At 63.0% G+C, this 17,486-nt stretch carries 27 protein-coding genes; 12 read left to right on the top strand and 15 right to left on the bottom strand.

What is annotated here, in order from left to right; all coding sequences use genetic code 11:
- The 4 genes from J4F42_15315 to J4F42_15300 form a co-directional block, all read left to right on the top strand.
- A partial coding sequence (locus J4F42_15315; protein MCE2486883.1) for a hypothetical protein occupies window positions 1-379 on the top strand: 379 nt, incomplete at its 5' end.
- A complete protein-coding gene (locus J4F42_15310; GenBank protein ID MCE2486882.1) occupies window positions 321-749 on the top strand; it encodes a hypothetical protein in 429 nt (142 codons plus the stop codon). The genes J4F42_15315 and J4F42_15310, both read left to right, overlap by 59 nt.
- Before the next feature lie 185 nt (window positions 750-934).
- Window positions 935-1,165, top strand: coding sequence for a type II toxin-antitoxin system HicB family antitoxin (locus tag J4F42_15305; GenBank protein MCE2486881.1), 231 nt, complete (start codon window positions 935-937; stop codon window positions 1,163-1,165).
- Entirely contained in the window at window positions 1,162-1,347 is a 186-nt protein-coding gene (locus tag J4F42_15300; GenBank protein MCE2486880.1) for a type II toxin-antitoxin system HicA family toxin, read from the top strand. Before J4F42_15305 ends, J4F42_15300 begins: the two co-directional genes overlap by 4 nt.
- Window positions 1,348-1,396: 49 nt before the next feature.
- Here J4F42_15300 and J4F42_15295 read toward each other — a convergent pair whose 3' ends face one another.
- Genes J4F42_15295 through ccmA form a run of 4 tightly spaced genes read right to left on the bottom strand, consistent with a single transcriptional unit; the run spans window position 1,397 to window position 3,686 of the window.
- Complete coding sequence (locus J4F42_15295) at window positions 1,397-1,522, bottom strand: CcmD family protein (GenBank protein MCE2486879.1); 126 nt, start codon at window positions 1,520-1,522, stop codon at window positions 1,397-1,399.
- An 18-nt stretch (window positions 1,523-1,540) separates the two neighbouring features.
- Window positions 1,541-2,215, bottom strand: coding sequence for a cytochrome c biogenesis protein CcsA (ccsA, locus tag J4F42_15290; GenBank protein MCE2486878.1), 675 nt, complete (start codon window positions 2,213-2,215; stop codon window positions 1,541-1,543).
- A gap of 30 nt (window positions 2,216-2,245) precedes the next feature.
- Complete coding sequence (locus J4F42_15285; protein MCE2486877.1) at window positions 2,246-2,899, bottom strand: heme exporter protein CcmB; 654 nt, start codon at window positions 2,897-2,899, stop codon at window positions 2,246-2,248.
- 4 nt (window positions 2,900-2,903) lie between these two features.
- Window positions 2,904-3,686: a heme ABC exporter ATP-binding protein CcmA gene (gene ccmA, locus J4F42_15280; GenBank protein MCE2486876.1), complete on the bottom strand. Its 783-nt coding sequence runs from the start codon at window positions 3,684-3,686 to the stop codon at window positions 2,904-2,906.
- 44 nt (window positions 3,687-3,730) lie between these two features.
- On the opposite strand from ccmA, the gene J4F42_15275 reads away from it, so the two are divergent.
- Window positions 3,731-3,934, top strand: coding sequence for a cold shock domain-containing protein (locus J4F42_15275; protein MCE2486875.1), 204 nt, complete (start codon window positions 3,731-3,733; stop codon window positions 3,932-3,934).
- On the opposite strand, the gene J4F42_15270 is transcribed toward J4F42_15275, so the two are convergent.
- The 4 genes from J4F42_15270 to J4F42_15255 are packed head-to-tail and all read right to left on the bottom strand — an operon-like array spanning window position 3,921 to window position 7,245.
- Window positions 3,921-4,241 (bottom strand): hypothetical protein, encoded by a 321-nt coding sequence (locus J4F42_15270; GenBank protein MCE2486874.1) that lies wholly within the window; start codon window positions 4,239-4,241, stop codon window positions 3,921-3,923. The two genes, J4F42_15275 and J4F42_15270, sit on opposite strands and share 14 nt — an antisense overlap.
- Window positions 4,242-4,282: 41 nt before the next feature.
- A complete protein-coding gene (locus tag J4F42_15265) occupies window positions 4,283-4,741 on the bottom strand; it encodes a cytochrome c-type biogenesis protein CcmH (GenBank protein MCE2486873.1) in 459 nt (152 codons plus the stop codon).
- Window positions 4,731-6,731 carry a heme lyase CcmF/NrfE family subunit gene (locus J4F42_15260; protein MCE2486872.1) on the bottom strand — a complete coding sequence of 667 codons (2,001 nt, stop codon included), beginning with the start codon at window positions 6,729-6,731 and terminating at the stop codon, window positions 4,731-4,733. Before J4F42_15260 ends, J4F42_15265 begins: the two co-directional genes overlap by 11 nt.
- 25 nt (window positions 6,732-6,756) lie before the next feature.
- Window positions 6,757-7,245 (bottom strand): cytochrome c maturation protein CcmE, encoded by a 489-nt coding sequence (locus tag J4F42_15255; protein MCE2486871.1) that lies wholly within the window; start codon window positions 7,243-7,245, stop codon window positions 6,757-6,759.
- Between the two features lie 119 nt (window positions 7,246-7,364).
- Between J4F42_15255 and ffh the strand changes: the two genes are divergently transcribed.
- The 7 genes from ffh to rplS all read left to right on the top strand — a co-directional run bounded on the left by ffh (window position 7,365) and on the right by rplS (window position 11,871).
- On the top strand, window positions 7,365-8,849 hold the full coding sequence (gene ffh, locus J4F42_15250) for a signal recognition particle protein (GenBank protein ID MCE2486870.1): 1,485 nt from the start codon (window positions 7,365-7,367) through the stop codon (window positions 8,847-8,849).
- Window positions 8,850-8,862: 13 nt separating this feature from the next.
- Window positions 8,863-9,111, top strand: coding sequence for a 30S ribosomal protein S16 (rpsP, locus tag J4F42_15245; protein ID MCE2486869.1), 249 nt, complete (start codon window positions 8,863-8,865; stop codon window positions 9,109-9,111).
- 19 nt (window positions 9,112-9,130) lie between these two features.
- Window positions 9,131-9,367 carry a KH domain-containing protein gene (locus J4F42_15240; GenBank protein MCE2486868.1) on the top strand — a complete coding sequence of 79 codons (237 nt, stop codon included), beginning with the start codon at window positions 9,131-9,133 and terminating at the stop codon, window positions 9,365-9,367.
- A complete protein-coding gene (rimM, locus tag J4F42_15235; GenBank protein ID MCE2486867.1) occupies window positions 9,345-9,887 on the top strand; it encodes a 16S rRNA processing protein RimM in 543 nt (180 codons plus the stop codon). The genes J4F42_15240 and rimM overlap by 23 nt, the downstream gene beginning before the upstream one ends.
- A gap of 7 nt (window positions 9,888-9,894) precedes the next feature.
- Window positions 9,895-10,635 carry a tRNA (guanosine(37)-N1)-methyltransferase TrmD gene (gene trmD, locus J4F42_15230; protein MCE2486866.1) on the top strand — a complete coding sequence of 247 codons (741 nt, stop codon included), beginning with the start codon at window positions 9,895-9,897 and terminating at the stop codon, window positions 10,633-10,635.
- Between the two features lie 3 nt (window positions 10,636-10,638).
- A complete protein-coding gene (locus tag J4F42_15225; GenBank protein ID MCE2486865.1) occupies window positions 10,639-11,202 on the top strand; it encodes an RNA methyltransferase in 564 nt (187 codons plus the stop codon).
- Window positions 11,203-11,433: 231 nt separating this feature from the next.
- Complete coding sequence (rplS, locus tag J4F42_15220) at window positions 11,434-11,871, top strand: 50S ribosomal protein L19 (GenBank protein MCE2486864.1); 438 nt, start codon at window positions 11,434-11,436, stop codon at window positions 11,869-11,871.
- Here rplS and J4F42_15215 read toward each other — a convergent pair.
- The 7 genes from J4F42_15215 to J4F42_15185 form a co-directional block, all read right to left on the bottom strand.
- A complete protein-coding gene (locus tag J4F42_15215; GenBank protein ID MCE2486863.1) occupies window positions 11,856-12,614 on the bottom strand; it encodes a hypothetical protein in 759 nt (252 codons plus the stop codon). The two genes, rplS and J4F42_15215, sit on opposite strands and share 16 nt — an antisense overlap.
- Complete coding sequence (locus J4F42_15210) at window positions 12,611-13,459, bottom strand: hypothetical protein (protein ID MCE2486862.1); 849 nt, start codon at window positions 13,457-13,459, stop codon at window positions 12,611-12,613. The genes J4F42_15215 and J4F42_15210 overlap by 4 nt, the downstream gene beginning before the upstream one ends.
- Before the next feature lie 3 nt (window positions 13,460-13,462).
- Window positions 13,463-14,101: a hypothetical protein gene (locus tag J4F42_15205; GenBank protein ID MCE2486861.1), complete on the bottom strand. Its 639-nt coding sequence runs from the start codon at window positions 14,099-14,101 to the stop codon at window positions 13,463-13,465.
- Between the two features lie 6 nt (window positions 14,102-14,107).
- Entirely contained in the window at window positions 14,108-15,256 is a 1,149-nt protein-coding gene (locus J4F42_15200; GenBank protein MCE2486860.1) for a hypothetical protein, read from the bottom strand.
- Window positions 15,257-15,315: 59 nt separating this feature from the next.
- Window positions 15,316-15,612, bottom strand: a complete 297-nt coding sequence (locus J4F42_15195) for a hypothetical protein (protein MCE2486859.1) — start codon at window positions 15,610-15,612, stop codon at window positions 15,316-15,318.
- A gap of 188 nt (window positions 15,613-15,800) precedes the next feature.
- Entirely contained in the window at window positions 15,801-16,451 is a 651-nt protein-coding gene (locus J4F42_15190; GenBank protein MCE2486858.1) for a hypothetical protein, read from the bottom strand.
- Between the two features lie 3 nt (window positions 16,452-16,454).
- The coding region (locus J4F42_15185) for a glutamate mutase L (GenBank protein ID MCE2486857.1) at window positions 16,455-17,486 on the bottom strand (1,032 nt) is incomplete at its 5' end.

The raw sequence follows: 17,486 nt of genomic DNA, 5'->3' as shown, positions 1-17,486 counted from the left end.
TTTCCCCAACCATCATCCTGACCCGACCGTGCCCGAAAACCTGGAGCAGCTGATCGGGATGGTCAAACAGACCGGGGCCGAGATCGGCCTGGCCTACGACGGCGACGCCGACCGCCTCGGCGTGGTCGGTCCGAGCGGACGTATCGTCTGGGGCGACGAGCTGATGATCCTGTTCGCGCGTGACATCCTGGCCGGCCATCCCGGCGCCGTGGTCGTGTCTGAGGTCAAGTGTTCCCAGGCGTTGTTTGACGAGGTGGCGGCACGGGGTGGGCGGCCCGTCATGTGGAAAGCCGGCCACGCGCTGCTCAAAGCCAAGATGCGTGAGACCGGGGCGCTGCAGCGGTCACCTGTTTTTTGCCGACCGCTATTTCGGCTATGACGACGCGATCTATGCCTCGTGCCGGATGCTGGAGTTGGCGAGCCGCGCCGACCTGAGCCGGCTGCTGGCCGACCTGCCGTCGTCTGTAACCACGCCCGAGATTCGGCTGCCCTGCCCGGATGATCTCAAGTTTGCCCTTGCCGAGCGGGTCTGTCAGCGCGTGCGTGGCAGCCATGACATCACCGATATCGATGGGGTGCGGGTCAGGTTTGCGCACGGCTGGGGACTGGTCCGGGCGTCGAACACCCAGCCGGTTCTGGTCCTGCGCTTTGAGGCCACGACTCAGGCCAGGCTGGACGAGTACCGGACCTTTGTCGAAGGGCTGGTCGAGGAGGCGCAGCAGGAACTGAGAGAATCGGACGGGAACTGAAATACGCCTATGGCCGAACCCCTCTTGCCCACTTTTGTCGAGTTGTTGAAGAGTCCGGGGCTTGTATCATTGTGAACATGAGCGATTCTTGACAAAGACCAACCGATTTACGGAAAGCGTAAAACAGAGGAGACTGACGAGCGATATTTCGGCTTGCCGCTCTTCGAATGGGAGGAGACTGTCCCATGCAACGGGAGTACACAGTAGTCTACCAAACTATTGAAGATGGCTGGATTATGGCGACCGTACCTGAGCTGCCGGGCGCGGTTACCCAGGGAGAGAATATAGAAGAGGCGAGGGAGATGATCAAAGAGGCGATTGCACTGCTTGTTCAGAGCTATCGCGAGAATGCCAGGAAAGACGCTCCCGGGAATGCGATGTGGGAAACGCTCCGGGTGGAAATCCCGGCGGCATGAAGCGGCGGGTATTGCTCCGGCACCTGGAGCGTCACGGTTGCTACCTTGATCGAGAAGGCGCTAAACACACGATCTATCGGAATCCCGAGACTGGCCGGTGCGTCGCTGTCCCACGTCATCAGGAGATTAAGAACACGACCGCTCGGACCATTTGCGAGCAGCTCGGTGTCCCTCGCCCATAACAACAAATACCTTCCCTGGCTCTTTCCACACTATGCCAAGGTTTCAGTTCTACTCCAGCGTCTTACGCAAGGTCTCCAGCTCGTGGGACAGCCGGCTCTGCTGGCGGGAGAGAGAGAACATATACACGAAGACGATCAACCAGAATGCGCTGAACGCGCCAAACAGATACCACATGTCGGTTCTCTTCCAGGCTCAGGAGGCAGCCACGGCCTGACGCCGTAGCGCGTCCAGTTCGGCAGTCATGTGCAGCCCGCGCAGGCGTAGCCACATGATCCAGGCAAACAATACCAGGAAGGCGGCGCTGCACACCAGCAGCGTCCAGGCCATCTGCGGTGCCATTGTTTCAACCTTGGGGTGAATGCCCCGCCACAGACGGATGGTGAGGTACAGCAGCGGAATGTTGAAGACCCCGACAATGCCCAGGACTGCGGCGTAGCGGGCTACGTGTTCGGTGTCGCCGCCGAGCTGGCGCAGCAGAATATACGCGGCATACACAACCCACAGGACGAGCGTCATCGTCAGCCGGGGGTCCCAGGTCCACCATACGCCCCAGCTGGCCCTGGCCCAGACCGAACCGGTGACGATGAACAGGGTACAAAACAACATGCCGACCTCGGCTCCAGCCCGGGCCAGCAGGTCGGTCCTGCGCTCGCCCTTCCATAAGAAGGCGACGCTGGCCCCGGCCACAATGAAAAATCCCGCAAAGGCATTCCAGGCGGCGGGCAGGTGATAGTAGAAAATGCGCTGCACGACTCCCAGATTTCTCTCCGTCGGGGCGTACAGAAAAATCATGCCCAGGGCGACCAGCATGGACACACAGCTCAGCCAGGGCAAGACCGTATCGGCAAACGGGGCAAATTTTTTCATGCGTATTCCTCCCGCCGACCGCCGTGGCTCTTACTCGTACACCGCCTGCCCAAACAGCAGCCAGCCGGCCACCACAAAGACGACATCAAAAGCGATCAAGACCCGTAACCACACCCCCGTCCACTCTCCGCCGCTCAGGAGCGCGCCTGTGGTTTGGACGGCTGACAGCAGGAGGGGGACGAGGAGCGGTAACAACACCAGGGGAAAGAGTACCTCACCGGCCCGGGTGCGCACGGCCAGGACGGCAAATATGGTCCCCAGGGCTGAAAAGCCGATAATGCCCAGCAGAACGATAAGCGGCAGGCCGAGCAGAGACCACGACACCGGCAGGCCGCACAACACAATGGTGATCGGCACGACAATCGCTTGGACCAGCGACAGAAAAACAATGTTGCCGAGCAGCTTGGCCACAAAGATGTCACTCGGCGCAATGGGGCACAGCAGCAAACCTGACAGACAGCCCCGCTCCTGCTCAATCAGAAAGCTGCGTTGCAGGCTCAGCATGCCGGCAAACAGCAGCCCGACCCACAGCACCGCCGCGCCGATGTGTGGGTCGCGGGCCTGTTCCGGGCCGAGGGCGAAGATCCACACCAGCACGATCAGCACCGCCAGCACAAAGAACGACGCCAACCGCTCCTTGGTCCGCAGCTCAAGCTGCACGTCCTTCCACACAATCGCCCACATCGGCTCAGGCCTGCCTGCCACGTGTCGGGCGGCGGGTGAGATCGGTGTAGATGTCGCGCAACTCGGCCACCGACGGCGTGTCGGCAGACGACTGCCACATGATGCGGCCCTGGCACAGCATCAGGGCTCGGCTGCACAAGGCCAAGCCGCGCTCAAAATCGTGACTGCTGAACACGATTGTCTTGCCGGCCTGTTTGGCCTGCAGCAGGCTGGTGTGTAACAGTTCCAGGGCGTCCGCGTCCAGACCCGTGTAGGGCTCGTCGAGCAGCAGTAAATCGGGCTCGTGCAGCAGAGCCCGGGCCAAGGCCAGGCGCTGCTCCATGCCGCGCGACAGGCTGCGAACCGGCGTGGTCGCCCAGTCTTGCAGACCGACGTACTCGAGCATGGCCTGAACGCGGGCCGCTCCGTTGTCCAGGCGATAGGCATGGGCATAAAAGCGCAGATTCTCAAACGGGCTCAGGTCGGGGTAGAGAAAGCTGTCGTGGCCCACAAAGCCGATACGTCTGCGCGCGCGCGGGTCGTCGGCCGGCAGCGCGAACAGCCGCAGGCTGCCCGACGAGGGCTTGAGCAGGCTGGCCAGGAGACGCAGCAGGGTCGTCTTGCCCGCGCCGTTGGGACCGAATACGGCCACTGCCTGTCCGGCCTCAACCGTGCACGAAACGCCGTGCAGGACCGGCGTCCAGGCAAACGTTTTGTGCACATTTTCAGCCGTTACGACACACCCGTTCATAGCCGAGCCGCCCACCCCCCGGGCGCCATGACCGACCGCCTGAGTTTCGCTTGACACGGGCCGGGCGGTATTCTTTCATAGGGACCGAACAGGGAGGACCTATGACCGGGACAATCAAAAAGATCATCAAGGCCAAGGGCTTTGGTTTTATCACCCCTGATGAGGGCAATGAGGATGTGTTTTTCCACAGCTCTCGTCTGGCGCCCAAGATGTATTTCGAAGACCTGCGCGAGGGCGACGAGGTCGAATTCCAGGTTCGCCCTGGCGAAAAAGGCCCCCAGGCCTTCAACCTCAAGACTCGCTAGCCCGAGCGGTCTGGCTCCGCTCCAGCCGGTCGAGCTGGGCCATGGCGTCCAGGGCTCGGGCTTCATACTTCTCACGCAGCGCGCGATAGTCCTCATCGGTGAGCTTACCGGTTTGGAGGTCAAACTCGGCCTCTTTGAGGGCCGCGTAGGCCTGTCTTTTTTGTCCCTGCCAGCGCTCCAGTTCAGGCGCGTTAACCTGCTGCGGCCGGTCGGTCCTGACCCGGTCCGGTCGCAGCAATGGCAGGGCGACCAGCGCGGCAACGCTGGCGATAAGCATCAGACCGGCAAAATACAGGGGAAAGGACATACGCGTCTCACGCTGATGGGCGACGCGGTCGTCGCCCCTGCTCAGTCGTCAAAGTCGGCCAGCTCCTTGTTGAGGCGCTCCCGATAGGCGTCGGCGGCGGCCGGGACGGTGCGCGGTGCCGGTGGCGGTCTGCGCCTGGCCCAGCGCAGGCTCATCACCACGATCACCAGCCCTCCGATCAGGACGGCCGCAAACGGGGTAATCCAGGCTGCCAGGTTAAAGCCGCTGGTGGTGGGCGCCGACAGCACCTTTTCCCCGTAGTCGGCGACAAAGGCGGCCAGAATATCTTCACGGCCTTTGCCCTCAGCCAGGAATTGGGCGATCTCTTGTTTCCGGGGGATGGCAAAGCCGCACTGCAAGTGGTTACAGCTATGGACCGTGAGCCCGCACCCACACTGGCAGGTCAGGGCTTCCTCCAACTCGGTCTGGGTGGGACGCGGGCCGGCGCCCAGGGTAAGGCCGAAGACGCACAACACCAGGACCAGACGGCTAATCGGCAACAGCCTCTCCCTCCATACGTTCGGTCGTACGGGCCAGGGCCAGAGCCTGGCGTTCGGCCGGGTTGGGGGCCAGGGTGATACACGTGCCCAGGATGAGGACAAAGCCGCCGATCCAGATCCAGGACAGGAGCGGGTTGACGAAGACCTGAAAGGTGGCCAGGCCCGACGGAGCGTCATAGCTGCCCAGCACGACGTAGAGATCTTCCAAAAGGCTGGGGCGAATCGACACCTCGGTAGTCGGCTGTTGCTGCTTTTTATACACCCGTTTTTCCGGCCGCAGGGTGTCGAGCTGGCGCCCGTCCACAAACACTTTGACGGTGGCGATCTGGGCCGAGTAGTGGGCGTCGTCGTAGGGCGTGATGCCGGCGTATTCCAGGCTGTAGCGTCCAATCTCAAAGCGCTGGCCGTCTTCCACCGTGCGTTGGTCCTCGAGTTTGAAAAAGGACGAGCCGGCAATGCCGATGCTGATCAACACCACGCCGACGTGGACCACATAGCCGCCGTAGCGGCGCGGGTTCTTGCTCACCAGTTTGCCCAGCGCTTGGGGCGAACTCTCGTCCAGCATGGCCTGGCGGGCTCGCGTGCCGCGATAAAACTCGACGACAATGGTGCCCAGCACGAAGCCGGCGATGGAAAAGACGGTCACGGCGTAGTAGTGGCGGTAGCCAAAGAGAAAGAAGAGCAGCCCGGTCGTCAGCCCCCACGCCAGCGGAGCGGTGAAGTTCCGCCGCAGACTCTTGATGCTCGCCCGCCGCCAGGCAATGACTGGGCCGACGCCGGTCAGAAACAGCAGGACGACCCCCAGCGGGGCGTTGACCTGATTGAAGAAGGGCGGTCCGACGGTGATTTTGACGCCCCGCACCCATTCCGAAAGAATCGGAAAGACCGTACCCCAGAAGGTGGCGAAGGCCAGGCCGACAAAGACCAGATTGTTCAGCAGAAAGGCCGATTCGCGCGACACGATGGAGTCCAGCTCGTTGTCGCTTTTGAGCTCGGGCAGACGGTACACCAGGAGGCCGAACGCACCGGCCAGGACCAGCACCAGAAAGGCCATGAAATACGGGCCCAAACCAGACTGGGTGAACGAGTGGACCGAAGAAATCACGCCGCTGCGGGTCAAAAACGTGCCAAAGATGGTCAGCGCAAAGGTGAGGATGACCAGCACCATGTTCCACACCTTGAGCATGTTCTTCTTCTCCTGGATCATGACCGAGTGGAGGTAGGCGGTGGCCGTAAACCAGGGCATGATGGCCGCGTTTTCAACCGGGTCCCAGGCCCAATAGCCGCCCCAGCCCAGGACCTCATACGCCCAGCGCCCGCCCAGCAGATTGCCCATTGACAGAAAAAACCAGGATGTCAGCGCCCAGCGCCGGGTGGTCTGAATCCACACCGGGCCGAGCTTGCCGGTCGCCAGGGCGGCCATGGCAAAGGCAAACGGGACGGCAGCGCTGATATAGCCCAGGTAGAGCGCCGGGGGGTGGATGGTCATCCAGTAGTTTTGCAGCAGGGGGTTTAAGTCCGAGCCCTCAGCCGGGGTAAACGTCAGCCGCTCAAAAGGGGGGGTCAGAAAACACAGCAGACCCAGAAAGAAGAGGCTGATGGTCATCAGGCTGGCGGTGACATACGGCATCAAGTCCCGGTTTTTGTCCCGATTCTGGACCTGGACGATGGCGCTGAAACACACCAGGATCAGGGTCCAAAACAGCAGTGAGCCCTTTTGGCCACCCCAAAAGGCGGCAATTTTATACTGAATGGGCAAGGTCGAGCTGGAGTAGCTGGCCACGTACTCGACATTGAAATCTTCGCTCAGCAGGGCGTGGATGAGGGCGGCTGAGGCAATGATCACACAGCCGCACACGGCATACACCGCCTGGGTGCCGCTGGCGATCCACACCCGACGGCCTTGCCGCGCGCCCCACAGACTGCTGGCCACGGCATAGGTCGCCAGCACCAGGGCCAGATACAAAGCAAGAGAACCAAGATGTGTCATACGGGTTCAGGGACGGCGGAAGCACTCAGGAGAGCGAAGCCGGGTGCAAAGTGAACGCTGATGTCTGCGATTGGCTATCGGCGTTCACTTTGTCGAGTTCAGCCTCATACTTTGACGGACAGCTGGTCATGACGGTCGTGGCGTGCAGCGTGTCTGCTCCGGGCGTGTACTCGCCTTCCACGATCACATCCCGCCCCTCGGCAAACATGTCTGGCAGCACGCCCTGATAGTGCACGGCCAGACCCCGGTCCGGGGTGTCGACTGGCTGGCCGTTTTGGTCGAGGCCGATCATGGTGAAGTTGAGCTTGAGATTCTTGGGGTTCCAGTCAACCGAGCCGCTCTTGACCCGCCCGGCGACCCGCACGCCGGCGTTTGCCAAGGCGTCCTTCTGGGGCAGAAATTCTTCCAGGGTCAGGTAATAGGTGCTCGTTTCACGGATACCGGTATACATCAGGTAGCCAACCGCCGCTATCATGAGGGCGACACCGACGAGAAATTTTCCTTGGGTCGTCATCAACCTACAGCTACCGTATTTCCTGTATGCACGCAAGCAAGCCGCCGCTCGAATTGATTGACTTTCCGGTCGCCATTTTATATGTGAGGGGAGCCCCCTGTACGTCTCCTGGGATTCCTATGTTTGAAGCGCTGAGCGAAAAACTGGACGCCGTCCTGCGCCGGGTGCGTGGGCCGGGAACATTGACCGAAAAGAATATCGAGCAGGCGCTACGTGAAGTGCGCCTGGCGCTGCTCGAGGCCGACGTGAACTTTCGGGTCGTCCGCGACTTTGTCGAGCGGGTCAAGACCAAGGTCCTGGGGCAGGAGGTCACGGCCGGTCTGTCGCCCGGCCAGCAGCTGGTCAAAGTCGTCAACGACGAGTTGATCGAGTTGCTGGGCGGACAGCACGCCGAGTTGAATCTGTCGGCCGCCCCACCGGTCGTGATTCTGCTCGTCGGGCTGAACGGCTCGGGCAAGACCACCACTGCCGGCAAGCTGGCTCGCTATCTCAAGGTCGAACAGGCCCGCAGACCCTACCTGGTGCCGGCCGACACCTTCCGCCCGGCTGCCATCGATCAGCTTCGCATCATTGGCGAAGAGGTCGGGGTGCCGGTGTATCCGACGCCCAACGATGGGTCGGCCACCGATCCGGTCAGGATCGCGGTCGCCGGTGTTGACACCGCCCGGCGCGAAGGGGCGGATGTGGTCATCATCGACACCGCCGGGCGCCAGCAGGTCGACACCGATCTGATGCAGCAACTCGGGCGGCTCAAGGCCGCCGTCACTCCCCATCAGATCCTGCTCGTGGCCGATGCCATGACCGGCCAGGAGGCGGTCAATGTCGCCCAGGGCTTTCACACCGAGCTGGCGCTCGACGGCGTCATTCTGACCAAGGTCGAGGGTGACGCCCGCGGCGGGGCAGCCCTGTCGCTGCGCTCGGTGACCGGCAAGCCGATCCTCTTCATCGGGATCGGCGAAAAGCTCAACGCCCTGGAAGCCTTTTATCCGGACCGGGCCGCATCGCGTATCCTGGGGATGGGTGATGTGCTGTCGCTGATCGAAAAGGCCGAAAAGGTCTACGATCAGGAACAGGCCGAGGTGCTCGAAAAAAAGCTGCGCAAAAACCAGTTCACCCTGGCCGACTTTGCCGAGCAGATGCGTATGCTCAAAAAAATGGGCTCGATCTCCGACCTCATGTCCCTGCTCCCGGGCGGCAAAAAGGCCATGCAAAACACCGACATGGACCAGGCCGAAAAAGAGTTCCGGCGCGTCGAAGCCATTATCTCGTCCATGACCAAACAGGAACGGCGGCGGCCCGAGGTGTTGAACGGCAGCCGGCGGCGGCGGATTGCCAACGGCAGCGGGACCCGGGTGGCCGAGGTGAACCGCTTCCTCAAGCAATATGCCGAAGCCAAGAAGATGATGCGCAAACTGTCCCAGTTCGGCGGCATGGGCCAACTCGGTGATATACCCGCCGGGGCCGATCTGGCCCAGCTCGGTCAACTGGGCCAGCTGCCAAAAAAGGCCGGCAAGTCGGCCAAACACTCGGGCCGGCCGGGCAAAATGAGTAAACTGGCCAAGAAGGCCCATAAAGCGCGCAAATCGCTTTCATTCTGGGGGTAAGAGGAAACAACCTATGGTCAAAATCCGGCTGGCCCGTCACGGGGCCAAAAAGCGTCCCTTTTATCGTATTGTTGCGGCCGACTCGCGTTCTCCGCGCGACGGCCGTTTTATCGAACAGCTCGGGTTCTACGATCCGACCAAAGATCCGGCCGTGGTGCAGCTCAAGACAGACAAACTGAAAAAATGGCTCCAAAACGGCGCTCAACCGACCGACACTGTTGCGCGGCTGATTCAAAAAGCCGAGCAGGAACCTGTCGCCTAGAGCGCACGGGGAACACCGTATGAAGGATCTCGTCTTATACCTGGCCAAGGCTCTGGTGAACCATCCCGACGAAGTCGAGGTGAACGAAATACCGGGCGAGACCGCCTCGATTCTTGAACTCCGCGTGGCAAAGGACGACCTGGGTCGGATCATTGGCAAACAGGGACGGACTGCCAAGTCGATCCGGACGCTGCTCAATGCCGCAGCCTCACGGACAAACCGCAAAGTTGTCCTTGAAATCGTCGAAGAAAAATGACACGCCGGGCGCCGACTGCCTTGTTCCGCTCGGTCGTCTGGTCAAGGCTCACGGCGTAGGCGGAGAACTCCGTCTGCGGCCCTACGCGTTCCCCTGTCCGACCCTCACAACCGGTCTGGTGGTCCAGCTTCAGGATCGCGCCGGACGGCTGGTCCCGGCTCGGATCACCCGGCTGCGCCCCCGCCCCCCGTTTCTGCTGGTCGCCTTCGAGGGCGTGGTCTCACGCGAGCAGGCCCAGGCCCTGTGCGACCGCACGGTTGCGGTGAGCGAGCAGCAGCTCCCCCCGCTCCAGGATAACGAGTTCTACTACTACCAGGTGGTCGGGCTCACCGTCCTGACCACCGCCGGACAAGAACTCGGCACACTGCGGGAGGTCTTTTTCTCTGGCGGGCACGATGTCTGGGTCGTGCGCCAGGGTAGGAAAGAGTACATGATTCCCGTCACCCAGGAAGTCGTCCGCAGCATTGACATCCCCGGCCGACAAGCGGTGATTGAGCCTCTGGACGGACTGCTTGACTGAGAGCGCTATGCAGTTCCACGTGCTGACTATCTTTCCCGAGTTGTTTGCCTCACCACTGTCGGTGAGCCTGTTAAAAAAGGCCCAGGACCGGGGGCTGGTGACGTGTCATGTCCATAATCTGCGCGACTACACGACAGACAAACATCGTTCCACCGACGATACACCGTATGGTGGCGGCCCTGGCATGGTCATGAAGCCCGAGCCGATCTTTGCCGCGCTCGAAGCGCTGGGGCGTCGGCTGGAGCGGCCGAAACGTCTCCTGCTATCCCCCCGGGGAACGCCGCTGACCCAGCAAAAGGTCGGCCAGCTGGCCGCCGAACAGACTGTGGTCCTGGTGTGCGGACGCTATGAAGGGATCGATGAACGGGTCCGAACGGTGGTCGATGAGGAAGTGTCGATCGGCGATTATGTGTTGAGCGGCGGAGAAATCGCCGCCCTGGTCGTCATTGACGCGGTTGCCCGTCTCGTCCCCGGGGTAGTCGGTCGCCAAGAATCGACCCAGGACGAGTCGTTCAGCACCGGACTGCTGGAATATCCCCAGTATACCCGGCCCGAGGAATTCCGGGGTCTGCGCGTGCCCGAGGTCCTGTTATCCGGTCATCACGCCGACATTGCCCGCTGGCGGCGGCGTCAGGCGCTGCTGCGGACTCGCCAGCGCCGCCCCGAACTGTTGGACACGGCCCCCCTCAGCCCGGATGACAAACGCTGGTTGGCCAAGCAGGGATTATCGCCCACCTTTGGTGAGTGACACATGGCTGAGCTGTATCTGGCCCTGCTCCACCACCCGGTGTACGACAAGGAGCACAAGGTGGTCACCACCTCGATCACCAATATAGATATCCACGATATCTCTCGCTCGGCAAAAACCTATGGCGTCAAGCGCTTCTTTGTGGTCAATCCGGTTCCGACCCTGCGCGCCCTGGCCGAAAAGATCCTCGATCACTGGCGGGCCGGCTATGGCAGCACCTATAACGCGACCCGCAAAGACGCGCTCGAAATCGTGTCCCTGAGCCAGCGTCTGGAGGACACGCTTGAGGCGGTGCGGCAGGAGGCCGGGCAACCCCCGCAGCTGATCGCCACCTCGGCCAGAGACGGCGGCGCACGCCTGTCGTTTGCCGCGCTACGGCGTCGACTTGAGCAAGCGGGTCCTCCAGTGTTGATCCTGCTCGGCACCGGCTGGGGGCTGACCGAAGCGGTCCTGGATCAGGCCGACGACTTTCTTGAGCCTATTCGCGGCAGAGCGGGCTATAACCACCTGTCGGTCCGGGCGGCGGCGGCGATTATCCTGGACCGCCTGTTGGGGGCGCCACACTGAACGCTGCTCTGTTGCTCTGTGGTCATCATCGTGTGGTCGCTTGACCGACCGACAGGGGCAGGCTAAGCTGGCCGGCTCTTAGAGAGAGACGACCCTAGCGCTTGGCATCCAGCCATCGGCGTTCAGCGAGCACAAGGAGCGAGGTTGACCAACGGCGGGCAGGCCGGTCCCTGCCGTCCGTATCCGCTCCACCGTGCTGACCGCCCGCGACGCGCAGAGAGGAACACGGCCATGAGCACGAGTATTGATCGGCTTGAAGCCAGCCAACTGAGAACGGACCTGCCCGACTTCAAGCCTGGCGATACCATTCGCGTCCACGCCAGAATCGTCGAGGGCGACAAGGAACGGATTCAGGTCTTCGAGGGCGTGGTGATCAGCCAGGCCAACAGCGGCAACCGGGCGACATTCACCGTTCGGAAAATTTCCTATGGCGTCGGCGTCGAGCGCGTTTTCCCCCGCCACTCGCCGCGGATTGACAGGATTGAGGTGACGGTGCGCGGCAAGGTCCGAAGGGCCAAGCTGTACTACCTGCGCGGGCTGCGGGGCAAGGCCGCCCGGCTGAAGGGTGAGCGCGTGCGTCCCGTGTCCGAGGGGAAAAAGGCCAGAGCCGCAGCCCAGGCTAGACAGGCTACGCCCGCCAGCCCTGAGGCAGCTCAGCCCGCGGAATAGTCACCCCGCGAACTGCGGCCGGCCCGTCTACGCTCCCACCACACTAGGCCGGCCACCACCCCGACCAGCACAATCGGGCTGGCATAGCCATAGGCGGGTGAGGCGTAGCCCAGCAGCTCGTCAAAGCGCCCGATCAGCAGCGACATGCGGGCCATAACCGTATAGCCGAAGGCCGCGCCAAAGGAGACCATCAGGAAATACATGCCGGTGCGCGCTACATACCGCGTGCCCGGCCCATGCTCGACCGAGAAGAAAAAGTAGAACAGCACGCTCACCACCCCGATCAGGATCAGGGCGGCGTTCAACTCGGCCAGACCAAACGTCCAGCCGCCGGGTCCGACCGACACCAGCGGTGTGAGGGTGCCCTGGACCTGTTGCAGGACAAACGAGGACAGAAATCTGGGGATGGCCACCCCCGAACTGATGCCCAGGATAAAGGCGAACGCAATCCGGCTCAGCCAGGCCCAAGCCGGCACCAGACGCGCCAGCACGAACAGACCCAGCCCGGCGGCGATCAGCACGAGCCAGTCGCCCTGCTCAACCAGCGGCACGTACAGCTTTTTCAGCATCACCTCGTGATAGGTGATGGTCAGCACGTAGCCGACCGAGACGCCGACAAAAATATGTTCGGCCAGCTTGAACAGCGGGTTGTCCTTGTACAGAAAACTGTAGATGAACAGACTCAGCAGGCTGGCCACCCAGGCGCCGAGCAGAACCTCGCTACTGACCGACTGGGGATTCATGGCGCGCGTCTCCCCGACCCGCGTCCGGCTCGGCCGCTCAGAAAATACAGGCCGTTGCACACCACGATCAGCCCGATAATCAGAAAATGGGCCGCCGACTGGGCGTCCATGCCGGCGCGCGCCTTGCCCGGCATGTTGAGCAGGGTTTCATACTCGGCCGCGCCCCGCAGGCCGCCCAGCAAGCCCTGGATCTGGCCGGTGTTGAGCAGCGGATAAAACTTGGGCACGCTGACCGCCACACTCCCGCCGCCCAGCTCAAAGCCGTATTTCTCCTTGCCGTACACGTACCAGGTGTCGAGGCCGGGAAAACCGGCGCTCAGGCTGAAGACATACGCGACATCTTGCAGGCTGCGAATCTCGCTCAGGACCGGAATCGTGGGTGTCGGCGTGCCATAGTAATCGGTCGGAAAAGCCGCATACAGATCCTGACCCATGCTCAGGATGGCGTTGGCCTCGCCCGGTGCATAGCCCAGAAACACATAGTCCTGGCCGTACACCTTGCCAAACTCCTGGCCAATCCGGGTCAACTCCGACTCGGCCATGCTCGTTCCGGTCGGCCACAGGGTGAGGCCGATGAGGCGCAGCTTGCGGCCAAAGGTATGGCGCAGGATAGCGACCGTCATCGGCTGCAACTCCGGTTTGGAGGCCGGGTCATAGTCGAGCGAGATCACTACCCTGGCGCCCTCGGGCAGACGCTCGATATAGTCGTAGACCCGTTGCACCTCGGCCGAGACCCGGACCGGCAGGCCGATCGGGTACAGCAGCGGAATGAGAATAACCAGACCGATGAGGATGAAGATGAAGCGACGGTCGAGGCTGAGGATGCGGTCGGCAAGGTCTCGCATGTGTTACTCGTCCTCCCCGCCCAGATAGGCCCGCTCGATGCCGAAAATAATCTTGATCGAGGTGGCAATGCCGCCCAGGCTGACGCCGATCAGGATAGCCCGTTGGGCTGCGGTGTTGGGCACCTGCATGATCCAGTCCGAGAGCTGGCCCAGGCCGGCCAGCAGATATTCGCCGAGCGGAACCCGGCCGGCCATGACGATGATGGCGGCCAGCAGCAGGACGCTCGCCTCGGGGCTGCGGGCTCGAAAGGCGCGGTAGGCCGCAGAGGCGACAAAAAAGGCCAGCAGCGAGAACATCGTGCTCTGCAGGGCCACGATGACATAGCTGTACAACCAGCCGAACAGGCTGCCCTCTGATATGCCCCCGGACCACAGGCCGGCCCCGAGGACGATCAGCATCGACACGAACAGGACGCCGCTATAGCCCCAGCCGGCCTCCCGGCGGGCGATCCTGAGGTAGTGGACGCGCAGCAGGCTGCCGACGCCGAGGATGATCGCAAAGCCGGCGATGATCTGGTTCCAGATCGAGGCTTCGGTCAGCAGCGCCTCCGAGACCGGGTGGGGGATGTAGTACTGGGCGGTGAAGGTCAGCCCCAGCACAAAGGCGATCAGCAGCGGCAGGGTCCGTTTCCAGAAGGTCATACGCTTCTACCGAAAATCCGAAAAAATTTGCACGACGGTCTCCACTCCGGCCAGCGGGCTGAACTCGGTCAGGCTGAGGGCCAGGCTGCCGACCAGCAAGACCCCTAGCAGCACGGCCTTGCCCAGGTCTTGGCTGCGCAGGGTGCCGACCAGGGCCGGCTCACGGGACAGATAGGCGCTGGCCGCGTACAGTTCCTCGCCGATCAGGGTGTAGTCGCAGGTCGTGATGAAAAACGGCAGCTGATGGTCGGCGTCGGTGCCGGCGATCTGGATCGCCCCGGTTGACGCCCCGGTTTCGGCCAGCAGCAGGGATTCGGCGTAGTAATAGCCCATGAAGATGTTGGCCGCCGGCTTGTCGCGCAGCATGATGCCGTCGACCGCTGCAGTATACGCAAACTGGTCCTGGGTGATGAAGAAGTTGGTCTCTTCGGTGTAGGCGTCTGGCCGGCCGACCGTCAGATAGGCTTCCTTGACCATTTCCTGGCAGATGGCCATGACAATCGCCGAGCGGTGGGGAACCCGCAGCTCGGCGCCATAGCTGGCCACCCGCTTTGACACCTCACCCAGAATGACCGTGGCGGCGATGGTTGACAGGTTGGACGGATCGCCGCTGCCGTTCAGTTCGCCGCTGCCGGTCAGATACAGGACCGGCCGCCCCATCTCGGTCGCCCGCCCGACCGCCTCTTCGACCGCCTCAAGGCCGGGGATGCGGCGCAGAAAGATGTCCGGGTTGTTGCGGGCGCGGCGAATAGACACCAGCACGGTCGCGCCAAAGGCCAGGACCAGGACCAGATTGTTGAGTTTCGACCAGCGAAACAGGTTGGCCCGGGGGGTAGCCGAAACCGTCCGGCTCTCAAAACGGTCTTGGCCTGTCAGCAGCACAAGCCTGAAGAACGCCGCGCCGTCGCTCTCCAGCTCGACTTCCAGCCGGTGCCAGTCGGGCCGGGGCGAGCCCCACACCCACCACGGGCCGGCTTGGTCGGTTTCGTAGTGGCTGGTGGCGGCAAACTCGACGAGTGGGCTGAACGGGCCGTCGGGCTGTTGGCCGTGCAAGACCTGATACCGTGCCTCAGCCGTTTCGACCGGCAGCGCCTGCCAGCGCAGCACAACGCTGCCCCCGGCATCGCCGGGCGTATCAAATGCCTCAAGCAGCATATCCTGGCCAAAGGCCGGCGAGGCCGCCAATACAGCCCAGCAAACCACCAGCCGGGAGCTTATGGCCGCTCATAGGCCACTCCCTCGCCCTCAACGATCTCCACATTCGCCCGCGGAATCGTCACCTCCCGCCCGTCGGTCAGGCGGGCGACCAGAACCCGCACCCGACTCTCGGTCGGGGTGGGCTGCAACTCGGCCGGCAGCGCCTGAACCCGAGCCAGCACACCGAAATGGGGCTCCCGAATAATCCGCACCATATCACCGATGTGTATGCCCGAGGGCTCGGCCGTTTGGCCGCTTGGCGCGTCGCCGGCCGCTTCTTCCCGCCCGAGCGGAATAATCACCTCGGGCCGCATCACCCCGGCTCGAATCTGGGTCGCCCCGCTGCACGACGCGGGCTGCCCCTCCTTGGCGCTCAGCGAAGCTGCGGGTGGCCATCGGGATGCAACCGAAACCCTCGGTGACCAGCAGGCTGAAGCCGAGCCGTTCGGTCCCGGTAATGGCCGCGCCCAAGTCATAGCCCAGCAGCGCTTTCAGATCCCGGTCATGGACGCCGCCCACGACCAGGGCGTGAACACCCAGGGCTCTGGCCCTGGCAAAGGTGTCGGCTTGGGCCAGCGCTCCACCGATCACGATCCGGCCGGCGTGTTCCGGCCGCAGATGCTGTGGGGTCAGGATTTCGTCCGGCCCTGAGACGGCCCGGCTGAGCCGTCCCGTTGTTTCTCCGCCCAGCCCGAAAATCGCCTGGACCAGGGACCGCACCCTGGCCGGGAATGACCTCGACGACCGTGCCGTCAATATAGGCCGACAGGCGAATCACCTCGGCCGGCGCGCGCAAAAAGACCTGGCCGCTGACCGTCGAGATGCTGTCAACCGTGCCGCTGACCGGAGCCCGTACCTGGGTCTGCAACCATCGCAGCCAGGGGGTGTTTTCGGCCAGGACTTCACCCTTTTCGATGCTCTCGCCCTCTCGCTTGCGCAGGTAGGCGTGAACCTCGGCCGGTGCGATGCTGAGCCTGTTGACCACATTGACCGGGTAGACCGCGCCGGGCAGTTCGGTGTGGGCCAGCTGGGTTTGGGCTGTGACCCGCTCACCCTGAGCGACCACAACCTGGCCGGGGATGGGCAGCAGGCGCTGTTTGCGAATAATGGTGTCGGCTGCAACACGCAGGCCGGGGGTATAGGCGTGGGCCATGGCTCAGTCCGAATCGGGGTACAGGTCGAGCGCGGTTTGCCAGGCTCGGAGCTGGGCGGTCCGGCCGGCCTCGTCCGGGGCAAAGCTGAGCGGCCGACCCCGGGCGTCGAAAACAAGGCCGACGGTCCCGCCCGTGACCGATGCGCTGAGAGCCTTGCCCGGACCGGCGCCAAAGTCAAAGCCCCGCCTGGGGCTGAGTTCGAGCCGCGCTTCGCGGCCGTCGGCCAGGCTGAGCCGCTCCAGGCGGCCGCAGCTCAGGCTGCCGTCAAGGGTCTGCCCATCGGGCTGGACGAGGCGGTAGGAGAAACACGGCTGGCCGGCTTTTCCACGGCCGCTCGGGGCGACGCAGGTGCCGAGCGGGATCAAACAGTCCTTGAGCAACACCTCGGTCGCCGCCCGTTCATGGACGGTGGACAGCACCCCGAGGTGGGGCATCATGAAGATACTATCGACCGCCAGACGAGTGACGCCGAGCGGTTCGTAGGCGTCGATCAGCATCAACATGGCCTGGACCCGGCGCGGGGCGTGGGACAGAATGCCGCCGCTGCCGATGATCAGGTCCAGGGCCGACATGTCTACCAGGCTCTGGCCCGAGGCGGTCTGGACAAAGGCGTCGGAGACCGTGCGTTCCTGCTGGACGCCCTTGAGTTCCACCGCCAGCTGTTTGTGGTGCTCCAGGGCCAGACGCAGCGCCTCGCGGGCGAGCGCCTGTTCGATCTGCAGGTCCCGCACGGTTTGTGGGATGGTCGTCGGCCGGATCATCTTGTTTTTGATCTGGTTGCGCAGGTCTTGCTCGTCACACGCGAACGGCAGCCAGCGCCGGACCTGGTCCAGGCCGGCCTCGGCCAGCACGTTGGCTACGCTGTAACTCATACCCAGATTGGCGCTGACGGTCCGGTTGAAGATGGTCCGAAAGACCGAGAAGACGTCGGTGGTGGCCCCACCGATATCGACCCCGATGACGTTCAGCTGCGTCTGGCGGGCCAGGGTCTCGATAATCATCCCGACGGCCGCCGGCGTCGGGATGATCGGTGC

The sequence above is a fragment of the Desulfurellaceae bacterium genome (assembly GCA_021296095.1).
GTDB lineage: Bacteria > Desulfobacterota > Binatia > Bin18 > Bin18 > JAAXHF01.
Note: the sequence above shows the minus strand (reverse complement) of the source record. Positions and strands in the feature narration are given on the sequence as shown.

Bases quoted from the DNA above. Each gene is read 5' to 3' on its own strand.
- J4F42_15205 (MCE2486861.1), bottom strand. From the start codon at position 14,101: ATGACCTTCTGGAAACGGACCCTGCCGCTGCTGATCGCCTTTGTGCTG.
- J4F42_15255 (MCE2486871.1), bottom strand. From the start codon at position 7,245: ATGACGACCCAAGGAAAATTTCTCGTCGGTGTCGCCCTCATGATAGCG.
- ccsA (MCE2486878.1), bottom strand. From the start codon at position 2,215: ATGAAAAAATTTGCCCCGTTTGCCGATACGGTCTTGCCCTGGCTGAGC.
- J4F42_15215 (MCE2486863.1), bottom strand. From the start codon at position 12,614: ATGAATCCCCAGTCGGTCAGTAGCGAGGTTCTGCTCGGCGCCTGGGTG.
- J4F42_15190 (MCE2486858.1), bottom strand. From the start codon at position 16,451: ATGGCCCACGCCTATACCCCCGGCCTGCGTGTTGCAGCCGACACCATT.
- trmD (MCE2486866.1), top strand. From the start codon at position 9,895: ATGCAGTTCCACGTGCTGACTATCTTTCCCGAGTTGTTTGCCTCACCA.
- J4F42_15225 (MCE2486865.1), top strand. From the start codon at position 10,639: ATGGCTGAGCTGTATCTGGCCCTGCTCCACCACCCGGTGTACGACAAG.
- rplS (MCE2486864.1), top strand. From the start codon at position 11,434: ATGAGCACGAGTATTGATCGGCTTGAAGCCAGCCAACTGAGAACGGAC.
- J4F42_15195 (MCE2486859.1), bottom strand. From the start codon at position 15,612: ATGCGGCCCGAGGTGATTATTCCGCTCGGGCGGGAAGAAGCGGCCGGC.
- ffh (MCE2486870.1), top strand. From the start codon at position 7,365: ATGTTTGAAGCGCTGAGCGAAAAACTGGACGCCGTCCTGCGCCGGGTG.
- rpsP (MCE2486869.1), top strand. From the start codon at position 8,863: ATGGTCAAAATCCGGCTGGCCCGTCACGGGGCCAAAAAGCGTCCCTTT.
- J4F42_15285 (MCE2486877.1), bottom strand. From the start codon at position 2,899: ATGTGGGCGATTGTGTGGAAGGACGTGCAGCTTGAGCTGCGGACCAAG.
- J4F42_15305 (MCE2486881.1), top strand. From the start codon at position 935: ATGCAACGGGAGTACACAGTAGTCTACCAAACTATTGAAGATGGCTGG.
- J4F42_15300 (MCE2486880.1), top strand. From the start codon at position 1,162: ATGAAGCGGCGGGTATTGCTCCGGCACCTGGAGCGTCACGGTTGCTAC.
- J4F42_15260 (MCE2486872.1), bottom strand. From the start codon at position 6,731: ATGACACATCTTGGTTCTCTTGCTTTGTATCTGGCCCTGGTGCTGGCG.
- J4F42_15270 (MCE2486874.1), bottom strand. From the start codon at position 4,241: ATGTCCTTTCCCCTGTATTTTGCCGGTCTGATGCTTATCGCCAGCGTT.
- J4F42_15275 (MCE2486875.1), top strand. From the start codon at position 3,731: ATGACCGGGACAATCAAAAAGATCATCAAGGCCAAGGGCTTTGGTTTT.
- J4F42_15295 (MCE2486879.1), bottom strand. From the start codon at position 1,522: ATGTGGTATCTGTTTGGCGCGTTCAGCGCATTCTGGTTGATCGTCTTC.
- J4F42_15240 (MCE2486868.1), top strand. From the start codon at position 9,131: ATGAAGGATCTCGTCTTATACCTGGCCAAGGCTCTGGTGAACCATCCC.
- J4F42_15200 (MCE2486860.1), bottom strand. From the start codon at position 15,256: ATGCTGCTTGAGGCATTTGATACGCCCGGCGATGCCGGGGGCAGCGTT.
- J4F42_15210 (MCE2486862.1), bottom strand. From the start codon at position 13,459: ATGCGAGACCTTGCCGACCGCATCCTCAGCCTCGACCGTCGCTTCATC.